The organism is Candidatus Zixiibacteriota bacterium, from assembly GCA_017999435.1.
Taxonomy (GTDB): Bacteria; Zixibacteria; MSB-5A5; order GN15; family FEB-12; genus JAGNLV01.
Map to the genome: position 1 here is coordinate 594,328 of JAGNLV010000001.1, position 19,540 is coordinate 613,867.

The 19,540-nt window shown below is 68.1% G+C and carries 14 protein-coding genes; 5 read left to right on the forward strand and 9 right to left on the reverse strand.

The window, feature by feature from the left end; genetic code table 11:
• Positions 1–13 precede the first annotated feature (13 nt).
• The 3 genes from KA261_02620 (at position 14) to KA261_02630 (ending at position 4,253) form a co-directional block, all read left to right on the forward strand.
• Positions 14–1,972, forward strand: coding sequence for an acetoacetate--CoA ligase (locus KA261_02620; protein ID MBP7696680.1), 1,959 nt, complete (start codon positions 14–16; stop codon positions 1,970–1,972).
• 109 nt (positions 1,973–2,081) lie between these two features.
• Positions 2,082–3,872: an aromatic amino acid hydroxylase gene (locus KA261_02625; GenBank protein MBP7696681.1), complete on the forward strand. Its 1,791-nt coding sequence runs from the start codon at positions 2,082–2,084 to the stop codon at positions 3,870–3,872.
• A 42-nt stretch (positions 3,873–3,914) separates the two neighbouring features.
• Positions 3,915–4,253 (forward strand): 4a-hydroxytetrahydrobiopterin dehydratase, encoded by a 339-nt coding sequence (locus KA261_02630; GenBank protein ID MBP7696682.1) that lies wholly within the window; start codon positions 3,915–3,917, stop codon positions 4,251–4,253.
• Positions 4,254–4,377: 124 nt separating this feature from the next.
• Here KA261_02630 and KA261_02635 read toward each other — a convergent pair whose 3' ends face one another.
• The 8 genes from KA261_02635 to KA261_02670 all read right to left on the reverse strand — a co-directional run bounded on the left by KA261_02635 (position 4,378) and on the right by KA261_02670 (position 14,834).
• Positions 4,378–5,088, reverse strand: a complete 711-nt coding sequence (locus KA261_02635) for an SDR family NAD(P)-dependent oxidoreductase (GenBank protein ID MBP7696683.1) — start codon at positions 5,086–5,088, stop codon at positions 4,378–4,380.
• Entirely contained in the window at positions 5,085–6,323 is a 1,239-nt protein-coding gene (locus KA261_02640) for a 6-carboxytetrahydropterin synthase (protein MBP7696684.1), read from the reverse strand. The genes KA261_02635 and KA261_02640 overlap by 4 nt, the downstream gene beginning before the upstream one ends.
• A gap of 65 nt (positions 6,324–6,388) precedes the next feature.
• The gene (gene folE, locus KA261_02645) at positions 6,389–6,937 is read right to left on the reverse strand and encodes a GTP cyclohydrolase I FolE (GenBank protein ID MBP7696685.1); all 549 of its coding nucleotides are present in this window, start codon (positions 6,935–6,937) and stop codon (positions 6,389–6,391) included.
• Positions 6,938–7,167: 230 nt separating this feature from the next.
• Entirely contained in the window at positions 7,168–8,217 is a 1,050-nt protein-coding gene (locus tag KA261_02650; protein MBP7696686.1) for a homocysteine S-methyltransferase family protein, read from the reverse strand.
• 237 nt (positions 8,218–8,454) lie between these two features.
• Positions 8,455–10,035 (reverse strand): FMN-binding glutamate synthase family protein, encoded by a 1,581-nt coding sequence (locus tag KA261_02655; GenBank protein ID MBP7696687.1) that lies wholly within the window; start codon positions 10,033–10,035, stop codon positions 8,455–8,457.
• Positions 10,036–10,055: 20 nt separating this feature from the next.
• Positions 10,056–10,739 carry a (2Fe-2S)-binding protein gene (locus KA261_02660; protein ID MBP7696688.1) on the reverse strand — a complete coding sequence of 228 codons (684 nt, stop codon included), beginning with the start codon at positions 10,737–10,739 and terminating at the stop codon, positions 10,056–10,058.
• On the reverse strand, positions 10,736–13,948 hold the full coding sequence (locus KA261_02665) for an FAD-dependent oxidoreductase (GenBank protein ID MBP7696689.1): 3,213 nt from the start codon (positions 13,946–13,948) through the stop codon (positions 10,736–10,738). The genes KA261_02660 and KA261_02665 overlap by 4 nt, the downstream gene beginning before the upstream one ends.
• Positions 13,949–13,982: 34 nt before the next feature.
• Positions 13,983–14,834 carry an NAD(P)H-dependent oxidoreductase subunit E gene (locus KA261_02670; GenBank protein MBP7696690.1) on the reverse strand — a complete coding sequence of 284 codons (852 nt, stop codon included), beginning with the start codon at positions 14,832–14,834 and terminating at the stop codon, positions 13,983–13,985.
• Between the two features lie 971 nt (positions 14,835–15,805).
• On the opposite strand from KA261_02670, the gene KA261_02675 reads away from it, so the two are divergent.
• Together KA261_02675 and KA261_02680 are read left to right on the forward strand one after the other, a co-directional pair.
• Entirely contained in the window at positions 15,806–17,308 is a 1,503-nt protein-coding gene (locus KA261_02675) for a M48 family metalloprotease (GenBank protein ID MBP7696691.1), read from the forward strand.
• Between the two features lie 467 nt (positions 17,309–17,775).
• Positions 17,776–18,153, forward strand: coding sequence for a hypothetical protein (locus tag KA261_02680; GenBank protein ID MBP7696692.1), 378 nt, complete (start codon positions 17,776–17,778; stop codon positions 18,151–18,153).
• A 55-nt stretch (positions 18,154–18,208) separates the two neighbouring features.
• On the opposite strand, the gene KA261_02685 is transcribed toward KA261_02680, so the two are convergent.
• Positions 18,209–19,540 carry a sigma-54-dependent Fis family transcriptional regulator gene (locus tag KA261_02685; GenBank protein MBP7696693.1) on the reverse strand — a complete coding sequence of 444 codons (1,332 nt, stop codon included), beginning with the start codon at positions 19,538–19,540 and terminating at the stop codon, positions 18,209–18,211.

Genomic DNA, 19,540 nt, shown 5'->3' on the forward strand with positions numbered 1-19,540 from the left:
AGAACCCGCTCCCATGACCGCCCCTGCCCCATCCCCCCTCTGGGTCCCCCCGCCGTCCCGCGTCGAGCGCAGCCACCTGTCCCGCTTCATGTGCTTCCTCGGCCGCCGCGCGCGCCGCGAGTTTTTCTCCTACGACGACCTCTGGCAGTTCTCCGTCGACCACATCGCGTCCTTCTGGGAGGCCGTCTGGGACTTCGCCGGCATCATCCACTCTCAGCCCTGGGAAGCGGTCGTCGAGGGCGACCGCATCGACAACGCCGTCTGGTTCCGCGGCACCCGCCTGAATTTCGCCGAGAACCTCCTCCGCTACCGCGACCGGCGCACCGCCATCATCTCCGAGTGCGAGCTGGGGACGGTCGAGACGATCACCTACGCCGACCTTTACGGGCGCGTCGCGCGCTGCGCCGCCGGCCTGAAAAAGATGGGCGTCGGTCCGGGCGACCGCGTCGCCGCCTTTATCCCCAACATCCCGGAAGCTGTCGTGGCCATGCTCGCCGCAACCAGCCTCGGCGCCGTCTGGTCCTCGTGTTCGCCCGATTTCGGCCTCCAGGGCGTGCTCGACCGCTTCGGCCAGATCGAACCGAAAGTTCTCATCACCGCCGACGGCTACCAGTACAACGGTCGGCGGTACGACTCGCTCGCGACCGTCGCCCGCGTCCTCGAACACCTCCCCGGCGCCGCCCGGGCCGTCGTCATCCCGCGCCTCGGCCCGTTTGACCCCGCCGCGCTGCCGAACAGCCTCGCCTGGGCCGAACTGCTGGCCAACGACGCCGCCGAGATCGAATTCCGCCAGCTCCCCTTCGACCACCCCGTCTACATCGTCTACTCCTCCGGCACCACTGGCCCCCCCAAGGGCCTCGTCCACGGCGCCGGCGGCACCCTGCTGCAGCACTACAAGGAACACGTCCTCCACACCGACCTTGGCCGCGACGACGTCATCACGTACTACACCACCTGCGGCTGGATGATGTGGAACTGGCTGGCCAGCGCCCTCCAGGTGGGCGCGACGCTATACCTCTACCAGGGCTCCCCCTCCTATCCCGACCTCACTCGCCTCTGGTGTGCGGCCGAGCGCCGGGGCATCACCGTGTTCGGCACGAGCCCGAAATTCCTCGCCGCCTGCGAACAGGCCGGCCTCGCCCCCGGCAAGATGTTCGACCTCGCTCCCCTCCGCACCATCCTCTCCACCGGCGCGCCGCTCTCCCCGCGGAGCTTCGCCTGGGTGTACGAGAACGTCAAGCGCGACCTCCAGCTCGCCAGCATCTCCGGCGGCACCGACATCCTCTCCTGCTTCATGCTCGGCTGCCCCCTCCTCCCCGTTTACCCCGGCGAAATCCAGTGCCGCGGCCTCGGCATGAAAGTGGAAACCTGCGATGACCGCGGCCGCCCGGTCGCCGGCGCCGTCGGCGAGCTCGTCTGCACCGAACGCTTCCCCTCCCGTCCCGTCTCCTTCTGGAACGACCCCGACGGAAGCAAGTACCGCAGGGCCTACTTCGCACACTTCCCCGGCGTCTGGCGCCACGGCGACTTTGTCGAGATCACCCCGCGCGGCGGCGTCATCGTCCACGGCCGCTCCGACGCCACCCTTAATCCCGGCGGCGTCCGCATCGGCACCGCCGAAATCTACGCCCCCGTCGAGGCCCTCCCCGAAGTCGTCGACTCCCTGGCCGTCGGCCAGCGCTGGCGCGGCGACACCCGCATCATCCTCTTCGTCCGCCTCGCCCCAGGCGTCGCCCTCACCGACGACCTGCGCGGCCGAATCGGCGCGGCCATCCGCGAGGCCCGCACCCCGCGCCACGTCCCGGCCAAAATCATCGCCGTCGACGACATCCCCCGCACCCGTAACGGCAAGAAAGTCGAGGTCGTTGTCACCCGCCTCATCCACGGCCTCGATGTCCCCGGCCGCGCGGCCCTCGCCAACCCCGAGGCCCTCGACCTCTTCCGCCGCCTCCCGGAGCTCGACCGGCCCTGACCCCCCTCACTTTTCCCTTGACGCGCGCCGCGCGCGCCCCCTATTATAATCGCAATAATAGATTCATATAATCCATGTATCGCCGCTCCGCGCGGAAAGGACGTACGCCATGGCTCCCGAACCCGCCCCCGCCGCCCCCGCCTACCGGGACAACCCCATCCTCGCCGCCCTGCCCGGCCACCTCGCCCAGTTCATCGTCGATCAGAACTACTCCGCCTACACCCCGGTCGACCACGCCGTCTGGCGCTACGTCATGCGCCAGAACTACGCGTTCCTCAAGGACCACGCCCACCCCGCGTATGTCGACGGCCTGCGCCGGACCGGCATCGGCATCGAGAAGATCCCCAGTATCGAGGACATGAACGAGATCCTCGGGCGCCTCGGCTGGGCCGCTGTCCCCGTCGACGGTTTCATCCCGCCGGCCGCCTTCATGGAATTCCAGGCGCACAACGTCCTCGTCATCGCCGCCGCCATGCGGCAGATCGACCACATCGAATACACCCCCGCGCCCGACATCATCCACGAGGCCGCCGGCCACGCCCCGATCATCGCCGACCCCGAATACGCCGACTACCTCCGCCGCATCGGCGCCATCGGCGCGAAAGCCATGTCGTCGAAAAAGGACTACGAACTCTACGAGGCCATCCGCCGCCTGTCGATTCTCAAGGAGTCCGACCGCCCCGACCCCGCGGCCGTCGCCCGCGCCGAACAGGACGTCGCCGCCAAACAGGCCGGCCTCGGCCCGCCCTCCGAAATGGCCCGCCTCTCCCGCCTCCACTGGTGGACCGTCGAGTACGGCCTCATCGGCGACCTCGACTGTCCGCGCATCTATGGCGCCGGCCTGCTCTCCTCCATCGGCGAGTCCGCCTCCTGCCTGGGTCCCGAGGTGAGGAAGATCCCCTACACGCTCGACGCCGCCGACTACCCCTTCGACATCACGACCCAACAACCCCACCTCTTCGTCACCCCCGATTTCGCCCGCCTCACCGAGGTCCTCGAGCAGTTCGCCGCGACCATGGCCTTCCGCGTCGGCGGGGCCGAGGGGCTGGCCAAAGCCCTTGAGTGCGAAAACGTCTCTACCGCCCAGTTCAGCTCCGGCCTCCAGGTGTCCGGCGTCGTGGCCGAGGTCCGCACCCGGCGGCCCGGCGCACCGCCCTGCTTTTTCCGCACCGCCGGCCCGACCGCGCTCGCCCTCGACGGCCGACAACTTGCCGGCCACGGCCGCGAGCGCCATCGCGACGGCTTCTCATCGCCCATCGGCACACTCCGCGGCCAGGCGGCGCCGCTCGAGCGGATGAGCGACAGCGACCTCGCTGCTTGCGGCCTCGAACCCGGCCGCCCCGCCGCCATCGAGTTCGAAAGCGGCCTCCGCCTCAGCGGCCGCCTCGAATCCACTCTCCGCAGCCCCGACCGCGCCCTCCTCCTCATGACTTTCTCCGACTGCACCGTGGCCGACGGCTCCGCCGTCCTCTTCCGCCCCGAGTGGGGCCCCTACGACATGGCCGTCGGCGCCTCCATCGTCTCCGTCTTCGCCGGCGCCGCCGACAAATCCGCCTACCAGCAGCCCTCCCTCGTCCCGCGCGAGCGGACCGTCACGGCCGACCGGCCCGACGCCGCCCTCCGCCTCCTCGACCTCTACCGGCAGGTCCGCGACGTGCGCGAGGGACAGCGCGGCCTGGCCGCACTCCCGGCCGTCTGGGAGGCCCTCCAGGCCGAGTACCCGTGCGAGTGGCTCCTTCCCCTGGAGATTCTTGAAATCTGCCGGCAGCGCGGCCTCCACCCGGAACTCGCCGCCGCGCTGCGCCGTTATCTCGAAAGGAAAGCCCTCGCCGAACCCGGGCTGGCCAAACTGATCCGCGACGGATTGGCGCTGCTGGACAGCGCCGCCGCGCCAAATTGACGGCCGAACACAGCCGGCTCAAACTGCGGAGTTGTGAACCCTATGTCCGAGAACCTCGCCTTCCGGCACTGCGTCCCCTGCGAGGGGGGCGTCGATCCCATGACGCGCAAGGATTTTGAAGTCTACCTGGAGCAGGTGGCCGCTTGGCGCATCAGCGACAACGACACAAAACTCGAGCGGGATTTCACGTTCAAAGATTTCGCGCGGGCGGTGAAATTCATCAACGCCCTCGCCGCCGTCGCCGAAGAGGAGGGCCACCATCCGGACATCTTCCTGCACGGTTGGAACAAGGTCCGCGTCACCCTGTGGACCCACGCCATCGGCGGTCTCTCGATCAACGACTTCATCCTCGCCACCCGGACCGACCGCATCGAGGTCTGACACCCTCGCACTGCGGGTCCGGATCCGCGGGCCTGAAGTTCGCGGCCGGGCGCACGTCTGAGGCGCCCCTTTCTGAATTTGCACCGCGGGGATTCCAGACTCCGACCGGATCGCCGGGGCCTTCTTACAGGTTGCCCCCGATCCCGCCCACCGTGATGCTCTCCACGAGCACCTCCCCCGGCCGCTCCAGCGCGTAGGCGATCGCCTCCGCCGCCTCTTCCGGCCGCAGCATGGCCGCCCGATTCCACTCGCCCGGCACCCTCTCCCACAGGTCGGTCGCAGTGGCCGCGAGGTAGACGTCGATCACCCGGATCCCCCGGCCGCGCACTTCCTCCCGCACCACCCGCGCCAGCCCCTCGAGCGCCGCCTTGCTCATCGTGTAGGCCCCCCACCCGGGAAAGGTTGCCTTGTTCGCCGCCGACAGCACGTTGACGATCGAGCTGCCCCGCCCCATGGCCGGCAGCAGCCCCTTCATGAGCAGGAACGGCGCCGTCACGTTGACCGCCAGCGACTCCTCCCACTGGGCGAGCGTGAGCTCCCCCACGGGCGCGACCCGGCTCACCCCCGCGTTGTTGACCAGCACCTCGACCGGTCCTTTTCCCAGCGCCGCGAGAACGTCGGCCGCACCCTGGGCCGTGTCGAGCCGGGCCGCAATCGCCTCCCCGATCCCCCCTTTCCCCCGCACCAGGCGCACTGTCTCCTCCAGCGCCCTCCGGTCGCGGCCCTGGACCACGATCGTGCGTCCGGGCCCCGCCAGCCGCACCGCCAGCGCCCGCCCGATCCCGCGGCTGGCCCCCGTGATCAGCACCCGCCCCGGCGCCCCGCCCGCCGTCATCGCCCCGCCCCTCCCGGCGTTTCCCGCCGCAGCGTGAACCGGTTGTTCGGCGTTTCCCACAGCCGCAGCCGGTACAGCGGCCGCCCCAGGGCGTCCTCCACTTTGGGCCACAGCGCGCTCACGATATTCTCCCCGGTGCTCGGCCGCTCGGCGAACTCGTCCGTGTCCTCATCCAGGTGCACATAGTCCCAGGGCGCCACCGCCGTGCGCACTCCCCTCGTGAGATCCTCCAGCGGGTAGAGCGCCCCGCTCGCCTCATCCAGGTATCCGTCGATCGCCGCCTCGACCACATAGCGGTGCCCGTGCCCGGCGGCGTTGGTGCACTTTCCGTACGTGCGCTCGTTCTCCTCCCGCGAGTACCGCGGGCTGGCCAGCCGGTGCGCGGCGCGGAAATCGGCCCGCACCCCCATGACATACACGCCGGTGGGCAGGCAGTCGGTGTAGAAATATGGGTTCTCCCACAGCCGCATGCGTGCGAGCGGCATCCGGTTGGCCAGCCGCGCGAACAAGAACCCCGACAGCGATTCCGTCGTCAGCGGCCGACCCGCCAACTCCGGCACATCGGTCACGAGATTCCGGTGGTCGAGCAGCTGAAACACCGCCGCCAGCGCCTTGCCGCTCGTCTCCGGCGCCACGATCATCCCCGACTCCCGGTCCGGCTCCCCCGCCGCCGTCGCCCGCAAATAGTAGCAGTGCCCGTGCCCCGAGGGGGAGGCCGCCGCCCCGAACAGCCGCGTGTTCTCCTCCTCGGTCAGCCGCGGCGACCAGGTTCGCCGCGCCGCCGAGAACTCCAGCCCGTACCCGCGCTCCACCCGCCCGTCCGCGTAGGCCGTCGCGCTGTCCAGGGGCGACATCTCCAGGTGCACCGCCGCCAGCCCCGCCCCCGCATCGCCGAACAGCGGCTGGGCGTCGGCCCACAACTGGCGCGCGATATTCTCCGGCGTCGGCACCACCTCGTCGAACGGCCGCGTGTCGACATTCAGGTACCGGTGATCGTACCGCGCGGCGAGCATCCCCCCCACCCGCTCCTTCACCTCCGCGACATTGATCACCATCCCGTTCTCCGGATCGACCGGCCCGTGGAACACGAAATGGACCGATGCGTTGGCGCCGTAACCGTGCGGGCCGCCCGCCGCCGGACCGTAAAACGCCCGGTTCCGCTGCGCCGGCCAGTCCTTCTGCCACCAGCGGTACGACAGGGAGATCTCGAATTTCTTGCTGATCGTCAGATACATGCGCGTCCTTTCCGCCGCCGTCGTTTTTCCCCCGCCCCTCCGGTCGCCCCCGGCCCGCCCGGCCCTTACTTGTTGATCAGGCTGAAAAACTCCGCCCGGGTCGCATTATCCTCATGGAACTCCCCTATGATATACGACGTTGTCATCACCGAGTTTTGCTTCTCCACCCCCCGCATCATCATGCACAGGTGCTGCGCCTCGATCACCACCGCCACCCCCAGCGCGTTTGTGTACTTCTGGATCGCTTCCCCGATCTCCTTGGTCAGTTTCTCCTGGATCTGCAGCCGCCGCGCGTAGACATCCACAATCCGCGCCACCTTCGACAGCCCCAACACCTTCCGGTTCGGGATATACCCGACGTGGCATTTCCCGATAAACGGGAGCAGGTGGTGTTCGCACATCGAGTACATCTCGATATTCCGCACGAGAATCATCTCTTTCGTGTCCGCCTCGAACAGGGCGTTGTTCACGATCGCGTCGATGTCCTCTTTGTAGCCCCGCGTGAGAAACTCGAATGCCCGCGCCGCGCGCCGCGGTGTGTTGCGAAGCCCCTCCCGGTTCGGATCTTCGCCGATCTGGATCATCAACTGTCGGTACAGATCTTCCATCAGCATACGGGTCACCTGTCCTTCCCTGAGTTGTTTGATCGGCGTTCTCTCCGGCCCTGCCGCCGCCGCGGGCCGCCCCTCCCGGTAGGCTCCGTCCGCCCCCGACCGCCGGGACCGGTTCGCCGGTCCGCACCGCCGTAGTATACCTGCCCTCCGCCCCCGACACAAACGCAAAAGCGCCCCGCGGCGCCGCCCTGGGGGCGCATTCGCGGGGCCGCGATCGCGCTCCGGCGAGCCTACTGCCGGCCGTCGCCCCTCGTGCCGATCCCCCGCCTCACCGCCCGAATGTGCTCCGGCGTCGTCCCGCAACATCCTCCGATCACCCGCACCAGCCCGGTCGCCGCCAGATCCTCCGCCCACCGCCCGAACGCCGGGGGCCCCACCGGAAACACCATCTGCTCGTCCGGCAACCCCGCGTTCGGGTACGCCGCGATCGGCAGATCCGTGACCTCTGCCAGCGCCCGCACTCCTTCTGCAATCGACTTCGGTCCGTACCCGCAGTTGAGCCCGACACACACCGGCCCGAAATCCGCCACCGCGCGAACGAACTCCGTGAAACTTTCCCCCGACCCCATCCGCGCGCCCGTTTCGTCGGTCGTCGCCGACACCCACACCGGCAGCGCTCGCCCCAACCGGGCAAACGCGTCCTGCGCCCCTGCGCACGCCGCCGCCGCACCTGCCACGCTCATGGCCGTCTCGATCAGAATCACCTCCGCCCCGCCGGCCGCCAGCCCGCGCACCTGCTCGGCGTAAGCCCGCCGCATATCCTCCCCGGACACTTCGCTCCCGCGCGCCCCCTCGTTGCCGCCCGCCGCCGGCGGCCCGGGCGCGATCGGTCCGAGCGAACCTGCGACATACACTTCCCGCTCGGGCTGCGCGTCGCGGGCGTCGTCGGCCGCCCGCCGCGCCAGCGCCGCCGCCTCCCGGTTCATCCGCTCCGCCAGGTGCGCCGTCCCGTACCGCGCCTGCATCGGCCCGTTCGCCGTGAACGTGTTGGTCGTGATAATCTCCGCCCCCGCGTTGATGTAGGCCCGGTGCACCGCCTCCACCAGGTCCGGCCGCACGAGTGTGAGCAGGTCGAGATTGCCGTACAGCCGGAGCGAAGTCCCCGCCGCCCCCGGGTCGCCCGCGCCAATTTCCCCCTCCCGCGCCGGCTCCTCGCGGGCGAATTCCTCCCCCCGGAAATCTTCTTCCCGCAGACCGTGGTTCAGGAGCATCGTCCCGACCGCGCCGTCGAGCACGAGCAGCCGCTCCTGCAGCGCCTGCGCAAACGGTAGTGTCGCCATATCCCTGCTCAACTCCTGCCGATTCTGCTTCGACCGGCCCGCTCCGCCGGGCTTGCCCGGACCGCAAGCCGACTCTCCCAACTAGCCCGCCCTTCGCGATGCTGTCAATCTTAAATCCCCCCGCCGGGCCGGAGGAAGCCGGCGGACGATCGGCCCGTCCGCCCCTTCATACGCGCGCGGCGGCCGACTGCCGCGACCGCCGCGCACTTTACAGCATGAGCAAGAGGGGATTCTTCGCTAATTCATGATCGCGTCCACTTCCTTCTTGTCCACGTCCATCACGTACTGGACCCCGGAGAGCTCGGCCGCCTCATGGGTGAGCGCGCAGATGTCGTCGCGCGTGATATACTCGGTCGCGAACTTCCGCCCGCCCGCCATGAGCTGCCGCAGCCCCTGGGCGAGCCGCTCGTAGTACGTGTACAGACCGAGCGCCCCGGTCGGCAGCTTCTCGAACGCCTCGTTCCCGAGGAGGTGCCGGAGTTCGTGGGCCGTGACGAAAATCTCATCCTTGGTCGTGCCGAACCGCTCGACATACACCGGCACCTGGTTCGTCTCGATCGTCCGCCCGATCGTCTTGCCCACCATGGCCGCAGCGATCGGCGCCCGGGCCATCCCGACCAGCTTCACATAGGGTGAGGCCAGCGCCAGCCCCTTGAAAATCTGGTCCTCAAACGTGAACCCGCCCGCCACGGCGATCGCCGGCACCCGCTCCCCCTTCTTCACCAGCCGCGTGCAGTATTGGTGGGTCAGCGTGTGCAGCTCGACCGGCGGGATCCCCCACTCGTTCATCATCCGCCACGGGCTCATCCCCGTGCCGCCGCCCGCGCCGTCGACCGTGAGAAGGTCAATACCGTACTTGGAGGACCACTTGATCGCCCGGGCGAGGTCGGCCGGACGGTAAGCGCCGGTCTTGAGGAACACGTACTTGGCCCCCGCCTTGCGCAGCTCCTCGACCCGGCCGGCGAACCCCTCCTCCGTCACCATCCCAACCCGCGAGTGCCGCTCGAACTCCTTGAACGCCCCGTGCTGGAAGGCCTCGATCACCTTCGGATCGGTCGGGTTCGGCAGCACCACATACCCGCGCTCGTAGAGCAGCTGGGCCTTCTTGAGGTCGCGGATCTTCACCTCGCCGCCGATATTCTTCGCCCCCTGCCCCCACTTGAGCTCGACAATCGAAACCCCCAGCTTCTCGATCGCGTACTCCTGCGTCCCCAGCCGGGTGTCTTCGATATTGGCCTGCACGATGATCGCGCCGTACCCCTCGCGCTGGTGGTCCTGGTACAGCTTCACGCGCCGCTTCAGATCGACCGTGTCGACGACCCGGCCGTTCTTGATCGCCGCCTCCACGTCCATGCCCACGACGTTCTCGCCGATCGTCAGCCCCGTCCCGGCCAGCGCCGAGCCGATCGCCAGCCCCTCCCAGTTGTTCTTGGCGATGTCGGTCGAGCCGATCCCCGGGATAATCCAGGGGAGCCGGAACTTGATCCCGCGGTCGTGCCCGAACCGCACCTCGAGATTCACATTGGGGAACACCGCCTTGTCGCTGTCGGCCGCGATCCCGTGCGCCCCCACCGCCGTGCCCATGATGTTGAAGTGCGAGTAGTCGACCGGGTAGGTCTTCTCCCCCGCCGTCGTGATCACCCCGAACGGCTGCGGGTAGATCACCTCGTGCCCCCGGTAGGCCGACTTCCCGATCTCGCACATCCCGATACACCCGTCCACGCAGGTGACGCACATGCCCGAGGTCGGGACCACCGAATCCTCCGTCCGGTTCTTCGTCAGCGTGGCCGCCGAGGCGTTTACTCTGGTCAGCGTCATGATGTCCTGTCCTCCTTCATTTATTTCGCGTCTTTCGGAATTTCACACGCCACACACGGTTTCATGTAGCACATCATATCGTGGAACTGCTCTTTCTCCACGCACGGCGGGGTGAGGTTCGCGCACCCGCCGCAGATCGCTTTCTCCGGATCTGTGTACGTGCACCGCAACTGGCAGGCCGGGCACACGTACATGCACCCGCCGCACAGCCGGCACACCTCCGACTTCACGTCGAACGGCGTGCCGATCCCGCGGTGCTCGCCCCGGCCGTAGAACCCGATCGCCTGGGCCACCATCTGCTCCTTGCACATCCGCACGCACAGCCCGCAGAGGATGCAGTCCTCGTGCTCCTGCCGGAAGCGCTGCTGCCGCACCTGGTGGGCCGAGGCGATGTCCTGAATCACCTTCGACTGCGGGCACGAGGCGAGGAGCAGCTCGATGATCATCCGCCGCGCCCGCAGCACCCGCTCCGATGCCGTCCGCACCGTCAGCCCCTCCTGCACCGGGTACGTGCACGACGTCACCAGCCGCGCCGCCGGCCCCTCGCCGATCTCCACCACGCAGAGGCGGCACGCCCCGTAGGGCGTGAGCCCCTCCATGTGGCACAGCGTCGGAATCGGAAAACCGAGAAACTGCGCCGCCTCCAGGATTGTCGAACCCGTCTCCACCTGGACGCGAAGCCCGTTGATTGCCAGTGTCGTCATAGCTGCTTACCTCCGGTGACGGCGACCGCGCCGTCGTGATCCGTTTCCTGCCCGGTCTCGGGCGGCCGCGTGAACTCGAGGTCGCACCGCAGGCACCGCCGCGCCTCGCAGTGGGCCTCGGCGACCGACAGCGCCACCTCCACCTCGGCGAAATTGCGCGTCCGCCAGGCCGCCGGCGCCCGCGGCGTCTCCACCCGCTCCACCGTCGGAAGGTCGTCGAGCTCGGCGCTCACCGGCGGCACGTACACCCGCGGCAGAGCCGGCTCGGCCGCATCCGCCAGCTCGAGCCCGCGCACGTACCGGTCGATCATCCGTGCCGCCCGCTTGCCGTCGGCGATCGCGTCGACCACCGTGTTCGGGCCGCGCACCACGTCGCCCGCCGCGAACACCCCCGGCCGCGTCGTCAAAAGCGTCTTCTTGTCCACCTTCACCGTGTTCCAGTCGGTGATCGCGATCCCGCTCTGCTTCGCCGGGCCGATCGCGTCGACCCCCGAATCCTCGCTGATCGCCACGATCAGCGTCTCGAGATCCACCCGGAACTCGCTCCCCGCGATCGGCACCGGCCGGTGCCGCCCCGACTCGTCGATCTCCCCCAGCCGGTTGCGCAGACACTCCAGCCCGATTAGCTTCCCGTCTTTCGCCAGCACCTTCTTCGGCGTCACGAGAATCTGGATGTCGATCCCCTCCTGCGCGGCCGCCTCGATCTCCTCGGCGAACGCCGGCATCTCCTCCCGCGTCCGCCGGTAGAGGATGGTCACGCTCTCGACGTCGCGCTGGCGGAGGGCCACCCGCGCCGCGTCGAAGGCCGAGTTGCCGCCCCCGATCACCCCCACCCGGCCGCGCGCCCTCGCCTCGCCCCGCTGGTTGAACGCCTTGAGGAATTCGATCGACGGGTGCACCCCCGCGCAGTCCTCGTTCTCCAGCTTCAGCGGCTTGCTTTCGTGCGCGCCCAGCGCCAGCAGGACCGCCCGGTAGCCCTCGCCGAGAAGGCCGTCGACCGTGATCTCCCTGCCGAGCGCCATCCGGCACCGGACCGTGATATTGTCGTTGAGGACCGCTTCGATCTCCCGGCGGATCACCTCCTGCGGCAGCCGGTATCCCGGAATCGCGCAGTAGAGCATACCGCCCGGACGGTCTTCCTTTTCGAAGACGGTCACGTGGTAACCTTTGAGGGACAGGTAGTGGGCCGCCGTCAACCCGGCCGGCCCCGACCCGATCACCGCCACCTTGGGCGCCGGACCGTCCGTCCAGACCTCCCGCCGGGGCGTGTAGGCCGAGGGGTCGATGCGGTCCGTGATGAACCGCTTGAGCGCCCGGATCGCCACCGGGTTGGTCCCCGTCTGGCCCGCCTTGCAGCGCTCCTCGCACGGATGGTGGCAGACGCGGCCGCACACCGACGGGAACGGATTGGCCTCCCGGATCACCGCGTAGGCCTCCTTGTACTCGCCGTTGGCGATGTGCGCGACATACCGCCACGCCTCCGTCCCGATCGGGCAGGCCGACTGGCAGGGCGCCCCCACCAGCTCCGTGCACACGAACGCGTCGCAGCGCTTGTCCAGGATGTGCCGCTCGAACTCCTGGCGGAAATACCGGATCGTGCTCAGCACCGGGTTTGGCGCCGACTGCCCCAGACCGCACATGCTCGTGTCTTTGACCACCAGCGCCAGCTCCGCCAGAAGGTCGAGGTGCTCCATCGTCGCCTTCCCCTTGGTGATGTCGTCGAGAATCTCCCACATCCGCTGCGTCCCCTTGCGGCAGGTGAAGCACTTCCCGCACGACTCGTCCTTGAGGAACTTCATGAAATACTTCGCGAGATCCACCATGCAGGTGTTCTCGTCCATGACGATCATGCCGCCCGAACCCATGATCGAACCGGCCTTGGTCAGACTGTCGTAGTCGATCGAGAGGTCGAACATCGAGGCCGGGATGCACCCGCCCGAAGGACCGCCCGTCTGCACCGCCTTGATCTTCGCCTTGCCCGCCGCCCCGCCCCCGATCCCGTACACCACCTCGCTGATCGCCGTCCCCAGCGGCACCTCGACCAGCCCGGTGTTCCGGATCTTCCCCACCAGCGAGAAGATCTTCGTCCCGGTGTTCCCCGGCAGACCCACCTTCGCGTACTCCGCGCCCCCGCGGGTGATGATCTCCGGGATGTTGGCGAAAGTCTCGACGTTGTTGATGCAGGTCGGGCTGCCGAAAATCCCCCGCTCGATCGGGAACGGCGGCCGCTGCCGCGGCTCGCCCATGTACCCTTCGATCGACTTGATCAGCGCCGTCTCCTCCCCGCACACGAACGCCCCGGCCCCGCGCACGATCTCGATATCGAAATCGTGCTCCGTCCCGAGAATCTTCTCCCCGAGAAGGCCGAGGTCGCGCGCCTGCCGGATCGCGATGAGACAGTGCTTGATCGCCAGCGGATACTCGCTGCGCACGTAGATGATCCCCCGCGTCGCCCCGATCGCCAGCCCCCCGATCACCATCCCCTCCATGATCGCGTGCGGATTCCCCTCCAGCACGCCGCGGTCCATGTACGCTCCCGGATCCCCCTCGTCGGCGTTGCACACGATGTATTTCTGCTGCCCCGGCCGCCCCGAGGTCCGCGCCAGCGCCCACTTCCGCCCGGTCGGGAAACCGGCCCCCCCGCGCCCGCGGATCCCCGCCGTCTGCACCTCCTGGATGATCCACTCCGGGTCGTTCTTCTCCAGCGCCTTCAGCAGCGCCCCGTACCCGCCGTTCTCGAAATAATCCATGATCCGGATCGGGTCGAGCTTCTGGTTGTTGCCCACGATCGTCCGCTTCTGCCGCGCGAAAAACGGAATGTCGCTCTGCCGCGGGTACACTGTCCCGGTCGCCGCGTCGCGGTAGAGCAGGTCGTCGGCCGGCTGCCCGCTCAGCGCCGCCTCGATTATCCGCGGCACGTCCGCCGGTCTCAGCCTGGGATAGAAGTGCCCGTACGGCTCCACCGTCACGTAGGGGTTCATCTCGCAGAACCCGTGGCACCCCGTGATGCGCAGGCGCAGTTTTTCCTGAAGGAACCGGTCGAGCATGTGCTTCTTGAACAGCCGGATGAGGTCGTTCACGCCGCTCGCCTGGGCGCCCGTGTCGGCGCTCACCACGATCGTCGGAATCGCCTCCGCCCGCCGCCGCTCCGCCATCACCCGACTCCGGAATCCCGCCAGGTCATCGACTGATGTCAGTTTTCTTGCCATTTATGCCGTCTCCTCGTTCATCGCATTGCCTCCGTCAGTCGGCCGCCGTGCCGCCGAAATCGAGGATGTGTCCCTTGCAGCCCCGCCGCGAGCAGAGCTGCACGATACCGCCGCCGCGCACGATCATCGGCACCATCGGCGCCCCGCACTCCGCGCAGGGCGCCCCGCCCATCATCTCCGCATGGCAGTGCGGACAGAAAAACGTCACCACCGTCTCCGCCGGAATCTCGTGCTCCGAGTGCACCGTGTACGATCCCCACAGCGACGATATCGCCAGCCAGCTGTGCTTGCTGCCGAACGAGGCCGTCACCCGTACCGACGGGTGCCCCTCGATCTCGTGCCGCGGATCCATCAGACTGTGGTTGCACCGCGCGCAGCTCACCTCGACCGGGAAGATCCGCTCGTCCGTCTCCACCCGGACTGCGTCGAGCCCCTCCTTCGCCCGCGCGAGAATGTCCGGGATCATCGATGTCTTCACTTTCGAAAAGTAGTGCCCGTCGACCACCACGATCGGCCCCAACGCGCATGCCCCCAGGCAGTTCACCGTCTCCAGCGTGAACTCCCGGTCCGCCGTCGTCTCCCCCGCCCTGATCCCCAGCCGCTTCTCGATCTCCCGCGCAATCGCCGGCCCCCCCCGCACGTGGCACGCCGTCCCCAGACAGCACGACACCAGGTGCTTCCCCCGCGGCCTCAAACTGAACGCCCGGTAAAACGTCGCCACCCCGTAGATGTCGACCAGCGACCGGCCCGTCTTCTCCGCCACCACCCGGAGCATCGCCTCCGGAAGGTAGCCGTACTTCGCCTGCATGTCCTCGAGTATCGAAATGAGACTGCCGCGATTCCCGTGGTGCTTCTCCACGATGCTGAGGACTTCCTGTGTGTTCATGGCCTGCCCTTCTGCTTCACATCGATCGTCCGCCGCCGCAGGCGCGCCCGGCCGCCCTGAGCGCAGTCGATGGGCGACCCCTTCGCCCGCCCGCCGCCGTCCTCCGGCCGCGGGCAGCTTCCGACCGACATCGATCTATGTTCATGTGTATTCCTCGCAATGCCAGATCCCCGCCTCAGGACGCGGATGCGCACAGGTGGCCGCTCCGGCGCAGGTCGCACACAATCCGCGCGCCCCCCCGTCGCCGCCGGTATCGTTCTCACGCGCGGACGGCTGACCCTCCGGTCCGTCCCCAAATGCCCGGTGCTCGAACATCTCGCAGTACAACGCGTCCACCCCCCGCTTCTCCCGAAAGACACACCCGCGGCGGAACTTGCACGTCGGGCACAGCCCCGCCGGCGCCGTCCGCTCACCCGACCACACAACCCGCCCCTCCGCCCTGTACGGGGAAAACCGTCCCACCCGACCATCCCTGTCGCACTCCCGACATCGTCGCATTCTGGGTCAATTTCTCCATACATCACACCCTCCCCTATCAGATTGCATGCCAAGTCGCTGTCGCGCTCGCTTTCTCTGAAGACCCGCACACCACCGTCCAACCCGGCATCGTCGCACTTGCTTGATTCGCATGCTGATAATTGTCATTTCGGGAATCGCATTCGACGATTCAAAAAGTCTATATTACCACCGCTCAACCACTAACCGTTATCGGGGAATTTCTCCCCACCGGATCATTTTTCCTCGATGATGACAGGAGATCTCACGCCCGAGGCCGAGCACTCCACGCCCCCTCCTCCTCCCCGCCCCAACCCTCCAAAATCCCTCCCACCCCATCAATTCTCGTTGACACCCGGCTCCTCTGGGGGCTATTGATTCATAGATTGCAGGGCCGGCCGATCTTCAAGGCGACGCTTTCCTGCGGGTGCGGACGACACCGGAAACGGTCCGCCGACCCTTTGGATGGAGGGACTATGTCGGACAACGATTCATCTCTGGCGGGTCGCGCCGCCGTGGCCATGGCCCTGACTATCGGCTTCTACTCGCTCGCACTCATCCTCGGCCTCGGCACGATCCTGCTGCCGTTCATCATCGCGTGGGCCACCGGCCAGTTGATTCTGAAACTGGTCATCGTCTGCCTCATCTCCGGCGGCGCAATTCTGGCGGCCATCGTCCCGAGGCGGGACCAGTTTGAACCGCCCGGTCCCGAACTGAGTCTCGCCGAGCACCCCCGGCTGGCCGAAGTTATCCGCCGCGTGGCCGGTCAAACGGAGCAAGCCATGCCCCGCACCGTCTACCTGATTCCCGATTTCAACGCCTGGGTGGCCCAGCGCGGCGGCTCGCACCTTCACGGCGGCGACCGCCTCATGGGGATCGGCCTTCCCCTGCTCCACCAGTTGACCGTCTCGCAGTTCGAGGCCGTGATCGCCCACGAATTCGGCCACTATCACCACGGCGACACGAGACTCGGCCCCCGCATCTACCAGACCCGGGCCGCCATCGTCCGCACCATCGCCGGCCTGCACGAGCACAATTCCATCCTCCAGGCGCCCTTCCTCTGGTACGGCAGGATGTTCCTGCAGATCACCCACGCCATTTCCCGCCGCCAGGAATTCAACGCCGACCGGCTCGCCGCCCAGGTGGCCGGCACTGCCGCCATGCGCTCCGCCCTCGAGAAAATCAACCGGGGCGGCATCGCCTTCGATGCCTACTGGCAGAGCGAGTTCGTGCCCATGCTCCGGTCCCGCCGCCTTCCGCCGCTGCTTGACGGCTTTACTCTCTTTCTCCAGTGTGAGCCGATGCAGACCCGGATAGACGCCTGCGCCGAGCAGGTTCTCGCCTCCGAGGCCACCGACAAGTACGACACCCACCCCTCGCTGCGCGAACGGCTCGCCGCCCTTGAGGCCCTCCCCGCCGGACCCGCGCTCTCCGATCGCCGGCCCGCGCTCGACCTCCTCTCCGACCCCGCCGAACAGGAGCGGGAACTCCTCCGCGCGATCGTCGCCGCAGGCGAATTCGAACGGCTCACCCCGGTGGGCTGGGACGAGGTCGCTCCCATCCACGCCGCCCGCTGGCAGGCCATGAGCCGCGAGCGCCGGCACTTCTTCTTCGCCATCACCCCCAAGGACCTCCCGCGGTTTGTCCGGGATCCCAAGCCCTTCGTGAAAGACAGGCCCCTGCAGGATCTGCTCGCCGGCCCCAATCAGGCCCAGGCAGCGGAGGCGGTCGCCGTCACCGTCGCCCTCGCCCTCGCCTCCCTCCTCGTCCGCCTCGGCTGGACGCTCGAGAGGCCGATCGGCAGTAACCCCCGCATGGTCCTCGGAGCCGCCGTTATCGAACCCTTCGACACCCTCGATCTCCTCAGGTCGGGACAGCTCCCCGCGCCGGAGTGGCTCCGCCTCTGCCGCGACACCGGAATCGGCGACCACCCCCTCTTCCCGCCCTCTCATAAAGAGGATGGCGCGCGGGCCGAATGAGCCCGGTCCCCCGCGGGGCGGTCCCGCCGCACGACCGCGCCGCCCCGGCCGCGTCTTTTCTAGCGTTGACTCCGCTCCCCGCCCTCCGTATGATGAGGGGGACAGTATCGACCGATTGCCCGATCCACCCTCCGGCCGCGCCCCAACGGCGGCCGGCAGAACGAGAAACGGAGGAACAATCATGGCCGACAAAGGAAGTAAGGACCGGGGGAAGAAAGAACAGAAGAAGAAGCCGCAGCACACGCCCGAAGAAAAACGCCGTCTCAAGCGGGAGAAGAAAGAAAAGAAGTAGGCGGCCGGCCCCGGCCAAACGATGTCGCAAGGCGCGCCGGTGCCGGGCGGGTCGGGCACGTTTCCCGTGCCCGGCGCTCCCCGGCGCCGGCCTTTCCGCTTGCTTCCCGCTCTTCCCCCGCCTACTTTGGTCCCATGCGGAAACCCGCTCGCCCGTCGACTCCGGAGATTCGCCGATGAAACTCCTCTTCGTCGCCCTCGTCGTGGCCACCCTGCTGGCCGCCTTCTACTACTTCTTCGTCGACACCCTCACCCTGACTGAAATCGCCTCCTCCTCCGGCAACCGCACCGCGGCCGCGGCGGCCGCCCTCGTCAACTTCGACACCGGCCTCACGCGCTGGGATATCCGCCGCCTGTCCGACCGGGCGTCGGCTTGGGAGGAGCGCTGGCGCGCGCTGGACTCCCTCTCCGACCGCAGCGCGCGCCGGGCCGGGCGCGACTCGCTCGTCTCCGAAATGATGGCTGACCCCGCCTTCAAGAAACTCTCCGACCGCCTCGGAACTCTCGGCGAACGCTCGGCCGAGTCCATTCTCGAGTTCCTCTCCCGCCGCTGATCTCCCGGCTCCCGCTGGTCGGGTCCGTGCAATCCGCCCCCGCTCCCTCGCCCCCTCACCCGCGCTTCAGTTTCTCCCGCAGCGTCTTCCGGTCAATCCCGAGGATCTCCGCCGCCTTCGTCTTGTTCCCTCCGACCCTCGCGAGCACATTCCGGATGTACTCTCCCTCCACCTCCGCCAGCCGGCGCGCCACCCCCCCCTCCTTGGGCGCCGAATACCGCATCAGCGCGGGAAGGTCCGGGATATCGACCACATCCCGATCGCTCATCACCACCAGCCGCCGCACCACATTCTCCAGTTCCCGCACGTTCCCCGGCCAGTTGTAGGTCCGAAAGACCTCGATCGCGCCGTCCGACAGCCGCGGCGTTGTCCGCCCCTGTTCGCCGGCGAACTTCTCGGCGAAATGCCGCGCCAGCACCAGCACGTCATCCCCCCGCTCGCGCAGCGGCGGCACCGCGATCGTGATCACCGACAGCCGGAAGAAGAGATCTTCGCGGAAGAGATCCTTGCCGACGAGCACCTCCAGATCCTTGTTGGTCGCCGCGACTATCCGCACATCCACCCGCCGCGAGCGCGTCGCCCCGACCATGTACACCTCTCCGTCCTGGAGCACGCGCAGGAGCTTCACCTGCATCGCGAGGCTCGTCTCGGCGATCTCGTCCAGGAAGATCGTCCCGCCGTCGGCGGTCTGGAAAAACCCCGCCCGCGATTCGTTGGCCCCCGTGAACGCGCCTTTGACGTACCCGAACAGCTCGCTTTCCAGGAGGCCCTCCGGGATCCCCCCGCAGTTGACCGGCACGAATGGTGCGGAAGCCCGCGGGCTGCGGTAGTGGATCGCCCGCGCCACCAGCTCCTTGCCCGTGCCGCTCTCGCCCGAAATCAGCACCGTCGCCGACGTCCCCGCCGCTTTCTCGATCGCCCGGAACACCCCGCGCAGCGCCGGCGAGTCCCCCAGGATCCCGAACTGCGCGTACTCGAGCGCCGCCGCCGGCGTCTCCGCCGTCCGCCGCGTCGACAACTTCCCCAGCGACCGCTTCACGGCCGCGAACAGCTCCTCGTCGGTGAAGGGCTTGACGAGATACTCCTCCGCGCCCGTCTTCATCGCCTCGATCGCCCCCGTCACCGAGGCGAACCCCGTCATCATCATGACCTCGGTGTCGCGAAGGTTCTCGCGCACGTGGCGCACGAGATCCAGCCCGCTCGCCCGCGGCATCTTGAGATCGGTGATCACCAGATCCACCGGCGTCGACTCCAAAAGCGCTGTCGCCGCCCCGACATCCGGCGCCGTGTACACCCGGTACCCCTTCGCCGTGAGGTTCCGCCGCACCACCTCCAGCGTGTCCGGCGCGTCGTCCACCACCAGAATCGCCGCCCGCTCGCCGCCCAT